This window comes from Desulfovibrio sp. 3_1_syn3, assembly GCF_000145315.2.
In the GTDB taxonomy this organism is placed as follows: Bacteria; Desulfobacterota; Desulfovibrionia; order Desulfovibrionales; family Desulfovibrionaceae; genus Desulfovibrio; species Desulfovibrio fairfieldensis.
Genome location: NZ_ADDR02000001.1, coordinates 2,047,283 through 2,059,303, shown reverse-complemented (window position 1 = coordinate 2,059,303; position 12,021 = coordinate 2,047,283). Strand labels below are relative to the sequence as shown.

The following is a 12,021-nucleotide window of genomic DNA, read 5'->3' as shown; positions in this document are numbered from 1 at the left end:
AGGCGGGGAGGCATAAAAGGCACTGCGCCCGCAGGGCCCGGAATACCTCATCCATATGACAAGTTCATAGAACAATTCCTGCGGCACTGGAAAAATTTTCCCGAAGGGATTAAGATAATTTTAATTATACCGACAAATACATATGTCCGCCCGCATACGGGCATTTGCATATCCGCCGCAGGTCGCTCTTTGCATGGCCTGCGGCCTCTTTCGGTACTGCGGCGATCCCCAGGAGGTAGAGGTTCCCGTGCGTACCGGGGCATATTAGAGCAGTTTAACGTTAAAAATTGAACGGCCCCGGCGGTCACGAGAGTGGACGCCCGCGCCGGAGGCCAAGGCGCCTGTTATCAATTTTCAAAGTTAACCTGCTCTTAGGACGGAACGCCTGTCCAGCGTTCCATGGTTGGTTGCCGCCGGTTGGCATCAACAGATGCGCGATACGGATGCTAGAGAGGAGAACATCCATGAATGTCAGAATGTGGATCATCGTACTGTGCGGCATCTTTTTGCTCGGCATAGGGACATTGTTCACCGCCAATTTTCTAATATCGCAGCGGGTATTCAATGATGTCACCATGCCGCAGATCACCGACGCCCTGCGCCAGAAATATGAATACGGCGTGAAGAGCGCGGTGGAAGTGGAAGCGCAGAATCTGGCCAATCGACTCAAAAACGTCTCGGACAAGAAAGAACAATACGCCATCATCGAACAACTCACCGACTATCAGCGCTTTTTCCCCAATAACGAAGGCTACTACTTCACCTACACCACCGACGGCATGCGCATCAACGTGCCCATCAACAAATCGTTGAACGGCAAGGATTGCAGCAACCTCAAGGACGCCAACGGCGTGCCCTTTGTCCGGAAATTCATGGAAGTCGCCAAAGCCGGCGGCGGCTTTGTGGAATACAGCTTTGAAAAACCCGGCGCGGGCATCCAGCCCAAACTGAGCTATGTCTGCCTGATCCCCGGCACCGACGCCCTGATCGGCACCGGCGTGTACATTGACAGCGTGCAGGCCGAGCAGCAGCGTATCGCCGCCCTGGTGACCGAAAGCAATGATCGCTATGCCATGTATCAGGCCTGGATCTGCCTGGGTATCGTAGCCCTGATGATCCTTGTGGCCTGGTACGTGACGCGGGTGATCTGCTCGCCCCTGCGCCAACTGACCGGCGCGGCGGATGAAGTGGCCAAGGGGCGGCTTGACGCGAAAATCAAGCTGCATCCGCGTTGCCCGCGCGAAATCCGCGCTCTGGACGCCTCTCTGGGCCAGATGATCGGCAATCTGCGCGAACGCATTGACGAGGCAGCACGGAAAAGCGAAGAAGCCACTGCGGCCGTGGAAGAAGCCACTGTGGCCCAGCGCGAGGCCGAGGAAGCCCGGCAGCAGGCCGAAAGCGCCAAAAGGGACGGCATGCTGGCCGCCGCCGGCCAACTTGAAGGCATTGTGGAAATTCTTTCCTCTGCTTCCACGGAGCTTTCGGCCCAGATTGAACAGTCCGACCGGGGCGCGCATGAAGCCGCGGAGCGCGTTTCCGAAGCGGCCACCGCCATGAACGAAATGAACGCCACCGTGCAGGAAGTGGCCCGAAACGCCACATCCGCCTCGTCCGCTTCCGCCGACACCAAGGAAAAGGCCCAGACCGGTTCCGCCATTGTGGAAAAGGCCGTGCACGGCATTGAGCAGGTACGTCAGCTCTCTCTGGAGCTCAGGGACGACATGGGCCAGCTCAACGAGCACGCCCAGGCCATCACCCAGATCATGAACGTCATTTCGGATATTGCCGATCAGACCAATCTGCTGGCTCTGAACGCGGCCATTGAAGCGGCCAGAGCCGGAGACGCCGGGCGCGGCTTCGCCGTGGTGGCCGATGAAGTACGCAAACTGGCTGAAAAAACCATGGCCTCCACGAACGACGTGAGTAACGCCATCCGGGCCATTCAGGAAAGCACGTCCAAGAGCATGGCCTCCGTGGACAACGCCGTGCGCCAGATTGAAGAGGCCACGGACTACGCCAGCCAGTCCGGTTCGGCCCTGGAGGAAATCGTCGCCACTGTGGATGTCACGGCCGACCAGGTCAATGCCATTGCCACGGCCAGCGAGGAACAGTCCGCCGCCAGCGAAGAGATCAACCAGTCCATCCTCCGGGTCAACGACATGGGGCGGCAGATCGCCGAAGCCATGGGCGGAGCCTCCAAGGCTGTCACGGATCTGGCCGTCCAGGCCCAGAAGCTCACCGATCTGATTCAGGACATGAAGCGCGGCTGAGCACGCGAGCGCTATAAACAGCAACACCCCGGCAGAGCGTCAGCTTTGCCGGGGTGTTTTGTGACGGACAGCGCGCCGGAACATGCGCCGCATAACAGCTGGAGCAGATTAACTTTGAAATGCTGGGCATTCCAAAGCTAAAGACACGCTTACTCCGCCGCTTAGCTCTGCTGTCCTCGTCTGTAAAGCTCGAAGGCTTGCTAACGGGGAGAGGCAACAGCGCAAATAAATTGCGCTTACGGCTTCGTGGCGCGAGGCTGCCCTCGCAGCCTCGTTGGAGCATTTCAAAGTTGAAATGCTCCAAATACTATAAGCCTTAAAAAAGGCCGGTCACCTTGCCCGTGTTCACATCCACATCAATGTTGCGGAACGAGGGATGCGACCCCGTGCCGGGCATCAGGCTGATGTCGCCGGAGACCGGGCAGACCAGACCCGCGCCGCCGAACAGCAGCACGTCGCGCACATGCAGCCGCCAGGAGGCGGGCACGCCCTTGCGGGACGCATCATCGGACAGGGAATACTGGGTTTTGACCATGCACACGCCCAGTTCGTTCACGTCGGGCCGTTCCTGCAAGGCTTTCAGGCGCTGAGCCGCCAGAGGCTCAAAATCCACGCCGTCGGCTCCGTAAATTTCGCGGGCAATGCAGGTGATCCGCTCGGTGAGGGGCAAATTCCAGTCATAGAGCGGCATGAAATGCCGCTTGCCGGAATTGCAGGCGTCCATGACCGCGTCGGCCAGTTCCAGCGCGCCCTCGCCGCCCTTTTCCCAGTGTTCGGACACGGCCACGCGGGCTCCCGCCGCTTCGCAGATGCGGCGTATGGCGGCGATTTCCGCCGGGCTGTCGGTATGGAATTTGTTGATGCAGACCACGGAGGGCACGCCGGAGCGGCGTACAATGCCGATATGGTGCAGCAGGTTGACGCAGCCCGCTTCCACCAAGCCCACGTCCTCGCGGGTGTAGGCTTCGGGCAGGGGACGGCCGGGCCGGGGCTGGGGCGCGCCGCCGTGGCTCTTGAGCGCCCGCACCGTGGCTACAATAACCGCCGCGTCGGGCGTCAGGCCGCTGTAGCGACATTTCAGGTTCCAGAATTTCTCGTAGCCCATTTCCGCGGCAAAGCCGGATTCCGTCACATGCACGTCGCTGAGTTTGAGGCCCACCCGGTCCGCGATGACCGAACTCTGGCCCAGGGCGATATTGCCGAAAGGCCCGGTATGCACCAGTACGGGCTGGCCTTCAATGGTCTGAATCAGATTGGGTTTGACCGCTTCCACCAGCCAGGCGGTCATGGCCCCGGCCACTTCCAGGTCCGCCGTGGTCACGGGATTGCCGTCGCGGTCCAGGGCCAGCACCATCCGCCCCATACGTTCGCGCAGATCGCGCAGATCACGGGCCACGGAGAGAATGGACATAACCTCCGAGGCCACGGTAATGTCAAAATGCGAACGCATCATGAAACCGTCGTTGCGACGGCCGTCGCCCTCAATGCCGATGATCACGTTGCGCAGGGCCTGGGCACAGAAATCCATAACCCAGCCCGTGCCCACCCGCGTGGGGTCCACGTTCAGGCGGCGCATGCCCGAAAGACGCGCCAGGGTGGCGTCGTCGTAATTGCGCTCGTGCTGCATGCGCGCGGTCAGGGCGGTCATGGCCAGATTGTGGGCCGCGCCCACGGCATGGATGTCGCCGGTGAAATTGAGCGAATACGGCGTCAGCGGGATGCACTGGGACAGGCCGCCGCCTGCGGCCGAGCCCTTCATGCCCATAGTGGGGCCGCCCGAGGGCTGGCGGATGGCCGCCGAGGAGCGCAGTCCGCGCCGGGCCAGCCCCTGGACCAGGCCGATGGTGGTGGTGGATTTGCCCTCGCCCAGCGGCGTGGGCGTGATGGCCGTGACGTCCACGTATTTGCCGTCGGGCCGCCCGGACAAGCGTTCCAGCACGGCCTGCTGCTCGATTTTACCCATATAGTGCCCATAGGGCAGCAACTCCGAGGATTCCAGGCCCATTTCAGCGGCCAGGGTTTCCACGGTTTTCATGCGTGATTCGGCATCCTGCGCGATTTTCCAGTCAGGATTTTTGGTGGGATCAAGCGTCATGGGATCTCCTTGAAATATGAACTAGCCGGAATGTACGGCCCGCGCCGGAACCCGTCAAGACGGGAAAGCGACCGGCGCGGCGCATGAAAAAAGCCCGGAACCGAAGTTCCGGGCTTGCGCCGAAAAGAGGCTTTTTCCGCCGGTCAGGCCACGGCCCGATTGTCCCGCATGGCCCAGACGCCGCAGGGGCAGACGCCCGCGCAGATCCCGCAGCCGATGCAGCGCGCCGGATCAGAGACATACTCAAAGCCGCCGCTCAGCTCATTGCGGTCAATGGCCTTTTCCGGGCAGGACTTGAGGCACATCTCGCAGTCCCGGCAGGTGCCGCAACTGACGCAACGCGCGTGATCCTCTAGGGGCCGGGGCAGTTCCCGGCTGTGATATTTGGCAAAATAGGCCGTATGCAGCCGCAGCGCGGGCACTTGCTCCCTGAGCTCGGCCGCGTACCTCTCGCCGCGCAGCCAGGCGTCGGCGGCCAGGGCGGCTTGGCGGCCCGTGCCGATGGCGTGGACCAGCAGTCCGGGGCTGATCACGTCGCCCACGGCGAAAACGCCGTCCATCACGCTCAGATCGGCCCCGGGCGCCAGCCGGTCGCGGAACTTCTTCAGCCCTTCGGGCAGAAAGGAGAGGTCCGGCGATTCGCCGATGGCGATGATGACCATCTCGCCGGGAATCAGCGTGCCGTCCTGGGCGATCAGGCCTTTGTCCGTGATCTCCCTGGTCTGCACCGGCCAGACCAGCCTGCCGCCAAGGCTTTCAATATGGGCGATCTCATGAGCGAAAGCCGCTGGCCGCTGCACGTCAATGCAGGTCACCTGACGCGCGCCCATGGCAAAGGCCCCGGCGGCCGCGTCCATGCCCGCGTTGCCGCAGCCGATGACCACCACGCTTTCCGGTACTCTTGGCTTTTCACCCCGGTTCACGGCCTTGAGGAAGTCGACGCCGCCCACGGCCTTTTCATGCCCAGGCCAGGGGAAAATGCGCGGCACATGGCCGCCGGTGGCCACAATCAGGGCATCGTGCTTTTTACGCAGTTCCGCGAAGCGTTTGGCATCCACCGGGCAATTGGTGACAAAATGCACGCCCATCTCCTCAATGCGCTTGAGTTCCTTGAGCAGCAGATCATGATTCAGGCGCTCGCGCGGGATGACCTGTTCCAGCTTGCCGCCCATATGGGCATCAGCCTCATAGACCGTAACCTCATGACCCATACGGGCCAGCTGCCAGGCCGCCGTGAGGCCCCCTACGCCCCCGCCGATGACGCCCGGATGTTTGCCGCTGCGCTTTACGGGGCTCTCCAGCCTGATGTCCGCCGAACAGGAGCCCAGCTTGCCGATCTGCACCGGACTGTCCAGTTCGTTGCGCGTGCAGCCCTCCATGCAGGGATTGGGGCAGACGCCGCCGCAGACCGAGCCCGGAAACGGCGTATAGTCCAGCACCAGACGGCAGGCCTCCTCCACCTTGCCTTCTCGCAGCAGATTGAAGCGGCGCTGGCTGGGGATGGAGGCCGGACAATGAAATTCGCAGGGCGCGGCAAAACGGGCATTTTCCCACACAGGCACACGCAGGCGGCAATCCCCGCGCGCCACCAGGCCGTTGACCGCGAAGTCGTCGGGGCAGACGTCACTGAAAATACCGTCCTTGACCCATTCCGTGGCCCGGAACTGAGCAAGGCTGGGGATTTCCTCGTGTTCCCGCTCCTCAAACGGCAACGGCTCGATTTTTTTCCAGTGTTTCCAGACCGAAAGCTCCTCGCGCAGTCCTGGCCTGTCAATGGCCGCAAGAAAATCATCCAGCCCGGCATCAAGCCAGACCACGTCGCCCTCATCCAGAGGGCGCACCCGCACGTCCGGCGGCAGAGAGCCCAGCGGCCCGCGAAAATAGACCACACCGCCCACCATGCCCACGCAGGGCCGCTCGCCCAGCACCGAGGGCAGGGTCCGGCTTTCGCAGCCGCAGACCACAGCCCTGCCGCCGCCCATGAACTCAAAGGAAAAGCTGCCCACGCTCTTGAGCACCCAGAGTTCCGGCGGCTCGTAGAGCGGATCGTGCTTCATGAGCGAGCCGGAGCGCGCGCCCGCCCGGCCCCCGATATAAATACGCCCGGCCGCGGCGCAGTGCCCGGCCGTGTCTCCGGCGTCGCCGCGCACCACAATGCGCCCTCCGGCGTTGAGCCAGCCCACGTCGGCCGGGGCCGGTCCTTCCACCAGTATTTCCGTGTCGGGCAGGCACATGGAGCCCACCCGCTGGCCGGGATTGCTGACCGTGAAGCGCAGCTTTTTGCCCTCCCGGTTCCAGAGCGGGCCGCCGATGTCGTGCTGGCCCGACGCCTGAATATAAAAATCAGTCTCGCCCCGCTCCACCGCCGCCTCAAGGGACAGCAGCAGATCCTGGGTGGACATGCGTTCGTGATCGTGCACCGTGCTTACGCGCAGCATATTCCATTCCTCATCGTATGGTTAGCAGGCATACTGAATGCCCAGCTTGTCGGCCACCGCCCGATCCATGGACACCAGGGCGTCGGAACGCCCCACCGGCAGGGAGCTGTTGCCCACCGGGGCCAGCAGCTTGCGCAGTTCCGCGTCAAAAGCCAGCATATAGTCCACGATGTTCTGGGCCCCCCGGTCCACGTCCAGGCGTTTGACCAGACGCGGGTCCTGGGTGCAGATGCCTGTGGGACACTTGCCCGTGTTACAGGCGTTGCAGCGCCCGTGCTCGTTGCCCACACAGCCCAGCAGCTGGATCAGGATCTTGCCCAGAATCACGCCGTTGGCCCCCAGGCAGATCATTTTGAAGGCGTCGGCCGCCGCATTGCCGGTCATGCCGATGCCGCCTCCGGCCCAGAGGGGAATCTGTCCTTGGAGCCCCTGGGCCACGGCGGCCTGATAGCAGTCGCGCAGCTTGGAGACGACGGGATGTCCCGTATGCTCCAGGGAGACCTCATTGGCCGCGCCGGTGCCGCCCTGGATGCCGTCAAGGAAGAAGCCGCCGCAGATCTTGTAGGGATCGCGCAGCAGATTGTTGTAGACGGATACCGAAGTGGCCGAGGCCGCGCACTTGATGGCCACGGGCACGCGGAAGCCGAAGGCCGCGTTGAGCGAAAGGTGCATTTTCTGCACCGATTCCTCAATGGAATACAGGCCCTGATGGTTGGGCGGGGAATGCAGGGTGGCCTTGGGCACGCCCCGGATGGCCTGGATGTGCGGGGCCACCTTGGCGGCGGGCAGAAGCCCGCCGTCGCCGGGCTTGGCTCCCTGGCCGATCTTGATCAGCACGCCCGCCGGGTCGGTCTTCATCCGGGGCATGGCCTTGATGATGCGGTTCCAGCCGAAATGGCCGGAGGCGATCTGCAAAATCATGTACTTGAGCCGTTCTGACTCCAGCAGCTTGATGGGCATGCCGCCCTCGCCCGAGCTCATGCGCACGGGCATGCCGCACTTCTCGTTGAGATAGGCCGCAGCCAGGGCCAGAGCCTCCCAGGCCCTGGTGGACAGCGCGCCGATGCTCATGTCGCTGAAAATGGCCGGATAGATCCAGCGCACCGGCGGAGTGCGCCCTTCGAGCACCAGGCTTTCGCCGTCCACGCGCAGGGGCAGTTCCCTGGCCAGCATGACGCGGCCCAGGGGCGAGCGGATGTCAAAGGTGTGCCGCTCCGAGTCCAGGGCCGGGTCGGTCATCTGGCTGATGCGTCCCACCACGACGGCGTCTAGGGTGCGCGGCGTGGCGAGATTGCTGCGCCCGCCGCGCTTGACCGGGCCGTGGGCGCGCGCCAGCACGGGAAAGCGGTTATCCGGATTGCGCACCGGCCGGATGGCCCTGTTGGGACAGACTTTTTCGCACATGCCGCAGCCCACGCAGGCCTGTTCGATGCGGGTCTTCTGCCTGATCACGGGCAGGGCGAAATGCTCGGCTGCAGGCTCGGGAAAGGCTTTGCGCGAAACCGTCACGCTGCGGTGCGAAACCCCGGCCTCAATGGCATTGAAGGTGCACGCCGCCACGCAGGAGCCGCACATGGTGCAGCGTTCCGCGTGATATTCGATGGTCCAGCGCAGATCGTTGACGCTGACGTCCTGGGTTTTTACTGATTCCATCGCCGCACCGCCAGATCGTTGTCGATGACCACCATTTCCCGTTCATGGGGGTAAATGTCCAGAGCCGGATCGCGGTCGGGCAGAACGGCGTTCAGCCCGCAGACTTCCGAGGCCACGGCCACCATGTTGTCGTCGCCGCCCACCACCACGGGCCGCAGCTTCTTGGAATCGCAGCAGGCGAGCATCCGTCCGTCGGGCAGCAGGCCGATAACGGCGTTGGGGCCGTTGATCTCCAGATGGGCCAGGGATTCACGGATCAGGCCGAGCACCTCGCGGTCCGCGCGCTTTTCCGCCTCCACAAAGGGCAGGGGCGTAATGACGTGCTTGTAGTAGGTGATGGGCCAGTGCAGCTCATGCAGCACGTAATGCAGGGTGTAAAGGAAGTTCTGCGAGTCGGACTCAAAACCGATGTAGCCCCGGTGCAGAGACTTCTGAAACTCCGTATTCTTGGTGAAAAAGGTATTTTCGCCGTTGGCGCAGAGGGTGTAGCCCTGCAAAAAGAAAGGATGGGCCGCGTAACGCACAATGTCGTAATTGGTGTTCTGGCGGCACTGGGTCACGATGTTGCGGGCCGTGAGGCGGCCGTCGTCGTTCCAGAGTCGGAAATAGGCGGCAATGTCCGCCGGGTCGCCGATTTCCTTGAGGGTCAGCACGTCGGGCCAAAAAGAATAGACGAAACCGTTGTTGCCCTCGTCCAGCAGACGGCGCAGGGCCAGACGGGTGTCCAGCAGCAGGTCTTCGCGCTCTTCCCGGCTGCGGTAGCGGTAGATTTCGGGATAATCATAATTGCGGAAGACATAGCGCGGCATGGCCTCGATTTTCAGGCCCGGCTGTCTGTCCACTTCGGGCACCCACTGGGCCACCTGCACGAACCCCTTTTCCTCCATATAATCGTTGACCAGCTGCACGCCCTGCGGGGTACAGGCCAGAGACAGCAGAGGCTTGTCCTTATAATGGCTGAAAACGCCGTCCAGATCCTGCATGACCATGGCAAAACCCGAATTGTCGTGCCCTTCCTGCTGGGGCAGCATCAGATTGAGCGCCACGGAAGGATGCACCGGCGTCCTGCTTTTGACGGAACCGATTCTACACATAGTTTTCCTACCTCGAAAAAGCGCCACAGCCGCAGGCCGGTCCGCAATACGCGGCCCGCCGTAACGCTGGCATAAGCTCCCGGGTAAGGGGGGCGTGGATTCACACGGCTTCGCGGCCGCTCCGCAAAGGAGACGCGAATGCCTGTCGCCGGAGCTCCGGCCGGCCGAACACGGTCTGAAAGACCGTGGAAACCGTTCTGGCGACAGTTTCCGGCCTATAAGGGGGGGGAAATAATTCTGCAACAAAGCGGATTGATGGGCAAGCCCAAAATGGACTTCCGGGCCTCAAAAAATCCCGCATGGACTTAAGAAGTAAAAGGGCCTACCGATAAGCAATATAGGCTATCGGCAACGCCAATGGAAGCCGGGTCGTGGGGCTCGGCGCAAAACCTCAGGTTCTCACCGCTCTTTACCCGGATGACTGCCATGTTTCTTGCCCGCAATTCCGATATCTCGATTCTTTCAGAGCCGCGCGTTTGCGGCGTAGAGAGAGAGAGAGAGAGAGAGAGAGAGAGAGAGAGAGACTGTGTAGGCTTTTTCATTATCTGAAGTCAGCAACATTTTCCTCGTCGGGAGCAACCGTCGCCCTGGATATTTTGTCCATGGGCGACGGTTGCTTTTTTGTTGGCGTGCTTTTTCCCGCCCGAAACGTGCTGGCGGCCCAATCTGTCACCTGTTATCTGGAGGTACGTGGATTATGAAGCTCTCGACGAAAATTGCGATGAGCATGGGATTTCTGGCCGTGCTCATGGGTGTTCTGGGCGTGTATCTGATCGTGCAGATGGCCAAAATCAATGACGTGTCCACCCTGATGGCCGACCGGCTGATTCCGAGTCTGGCGAACGCGGATGCAATGAACAACGCGGCTTCGGAATACCGCATGGCCGAAATCCTGCACATCTACAGCACCGATGCGGCCCAAATGCGGGAATACGAAGCCAGACAGGGGAAGTGGTCGGACATTATCGCCGAGAGTATCAAAAAACTTGACGGGCTGCTTGTCAGTCCTCAGGCCAAGCAGGCCTTTCAGGAATATCTGGCCACCCGTGAAGCGTATCGCGCCGTAAGCCGGAAAGTGCTCTCCCTTTCCCGTGAAAATCACACTGAAGAAGCCCTGGCCATGATGTCCGGCGAATCGCGTGTGGAATATGACAAGATGAGCGAAGGCCTCAGTAATCTGGTGGCGGCGGTCAACGGCACCATCACAAAGAGCAATGCCGATGGCGACGCCGCATATGACGATTCGCGGCTGCTGGGCATCTGTCTGGTGGTGGCCGCCGTGCTGATAGCCGTTATCCTGACCTTGCTGTTGGTGCGCAATACCTTGCGCCAGTTGGGCAAGGACCCCGGCGAGCTGAACAATATCGCCCGGCGCGTGGTGGACGGCGACTACGATGTGGACGACGGGGGCGCAAAACTGGGCGTGTACGGTTCCATTGTGGAAATGGTCAACGCCCTGAAGACACATATCGAGAGCGCCCAGCGCGAGTCGGAAAACGCCAAAGAGCAGTCCCGCAAAGCCCAAGAGGCCATGGCCCAGGCCGAGGCCGCGAGCCAGGAAGCCCGGACCAAGACCGAAGCCATGCTGGTGGCCGCCGACAAGCTGGAACAGGTGGGCGGCGTGGTTTCCTCGGCCTCTACCGAGCTTTCGGCCCAGATCGAACAGTCCGACCGGGGCGCGGCCGAATCCGCCCAGCGTCTGTCCGAAGCGGCCACGGCCATGAACGAAATGAACGCCACTGTCCAGGAAGTGGCCAAAAATGCCGGTTCCGCTTCCAGCGCTTCCGCTGAAACCAAACAGAAGGCCGAGGCCGGGGCCCAGGTGGTGGAAAAAGCCGTGCGCAGCATTAAGGATGTGCACCGGATGTCCTTGGCCCTCAAGAATGACATGACCCAGCTCAACGAGCACGCCCAGGACATTACCCGGATCATGGGCGTGATCTCGGATATAGCGGACCAGACCAACCTTCTCGCGCTGAACGCGGCCATCGAAGCGGCCCGCGCGGGCGAGGCCGGACGCGGCTTTGCCGTGGTGGCCGACGAGGTGCGCAAGCTGGCCGAAAAGACCATGGCCTCCACCAATGACGTGGGCAACGCCATCAAGGCCATCCAGGAAAGCACGGCCAAAAGCATGACCGGCGTGGACAACGCCGTGGAACGCATCGGCGAGGCCACGGAGCTCGCCGGGCAATCCGGCGCGGCTCTGGAAGAAATCGTGGCCACCGTGGAGGTCACGGCGGATCAGGTCAACGCCATTGCCACGGCCAGCGAGGAGCAGTCCGCCGCCAGCGAGGAGATCAACCAGTCCATCGTTCAGGTCAACGACATGTCCAGGCAGACCGCCTCGGCCATGGCCGAGGCGGCCAAAGCCGTGTCCGACCTAGCCGCCCAGGCCCAGGGCCTCACGGACCTGATCCGGGAGCTGAAAGCGGCGTAACAAAAAAATTTGCGGCCGGGAGGCTCTTCATCTC

Annotated in this window: 5 protein-coding genes and 2 pseudogenes; 3 read left to right on the top strand and 4 right to left on the bottom strand. The window is 62.0% G+C overall.

Going from position 1 to position 12,021, the window contains the following annotated elements:
- Window positions 1-443: 443 nt before the first annotated feature.
- Both HMPREF0326_RS17610 and HMPREF0326_RS17605 read left to right on the top strand, forming a co-directional pair.
- Window positions 444-1,025, top strand: a pseudogene (locus tag HMPREF0326_RS17610) (cache domain-containing protein); the annotation flags it as partial.
- 72 nt (window positions 1,026-1,097) lie between these two features.
- Window positions 1,098-2,270: pseudogene (locus tag HMPREF0326_RS17605) on the top strand (methyl-accepting chemotaxis protein); the annotation flags it as partial.
- Between the two features lie 316 nt (window positions 2,271-2,586).
- Here the strand turns inward: HMPREF0326_RS17605 and HMPREF0326_RS08610 are convergent.
- The 4 genes from HMPREF0326_RS08610 to HMPREF0326_RS08595 form a co-directional block, all read right to left on the bottom strand.
- The gene (locus HMPREF0326_RS08610) at window positions 2,587-4,365 is read right to left on the bottom strand and encodes a formate--tetrahydrofolate ligase (RefSeq protein WP_008684546.1); all 1,779 of its coding nucleotides are present in this window, start codon (window positions 4,363-4,365) and stop codon (window positions 2,587-2,589) included.
- A 143-nt stretch (window positions 4,366-4,508) separates the two neighbouring features.
- Complete coding sequence (locus HMPREF0326_RS08605) at window positions 4,509-6,803, bottom strand: FAD-dependent oxidoreductase (RefSeq protein ID WP_008684547.1); 2,295 nt, start codon at window positions 6,801-6,803, stop codon at window positions 4,509-4,511.
- 21 nt (window positions 6,804-6,824) lie between these two features.
- A complete protein-coding gene (locus HMPREF0326_RS08600; protein ID WP_008684548.1) occupies window positions 6,825-8,456 on the bottom strand; it encodes a glutamate synthase-related protein in 1,632 nt (543 codons plus the stop codon).
- Window positions 8,444-9,550: a glutamate synthase gene (locus HMPREF0326_RS08595; RefSeq protein WP_008684549.1), complete on the bottom strand. Its 1,107-nt coding sequence runs from the start codon at window positions 9,548-9,550 to the stop codon at window positions 8,444-8,446. Before HMPREF0326_RS08595 ends, HMPREF0326_RS08600 begins: the two co-directional genes overlap by 13 nt.
- Window positions 9,551-10,247: 697 nt before the next feature.
- On the opposite strand from HMPREF0326_RS08595, the gene HMPREF0326_RS08590 reads away from it, so the two are divergent.
- A complete protein-coding gene (locus HMPREF0326_RS08590) occupies window positions 10,248-11,987 on the top strand; it encodes a HAMP domain-containing methyl-accepting chemotaxis protein (protein ID WP_020990446.1) in 1,740 nt (579 codons plus the stop codon).
- Window positions 11,988-12,021: the final 34 nt, after the last annotated feature.

Coding starts and splice junctions, on each gene's coding strand:
- HMPREF0326_RS08590 (WP_020990446.1), top strand. CDS start 10,248: ATGAAGCTCTCGACGAAAATTGCGATGAGCATGGGATTTCTGGCCGTG.
- HMPREF0326_RS08610 (WP_008684546.1), bottom strand. CDS start 4,365: ATGACGCTTGATCCCACCAAAAATCCTGACTGGAAAATCGCGCAGGAT.
- HMPREF0326_RS08605 (WP_008684547.1), bottom strand. CDS start 6,803: ATGCTGCGCGTAAGCACGGTGCACGATCACGAACGCATGTCCACCCAG.
- HMPREF0326_RS08600 (WP_008684548.1), bottom strand. CDS start 8,456: ATGGAATCAGTAAAAACCCAGGACGTCAGCGTCAACGATCTGCGCTGG.
- HMPREF0326_RS08595 (WP_008684549.1), bottom strand. CDS start 9,550: ATGTGTAGAATCGGTTCCGTCAAAAGCAGGACGCCGGTGCATCCTTCC.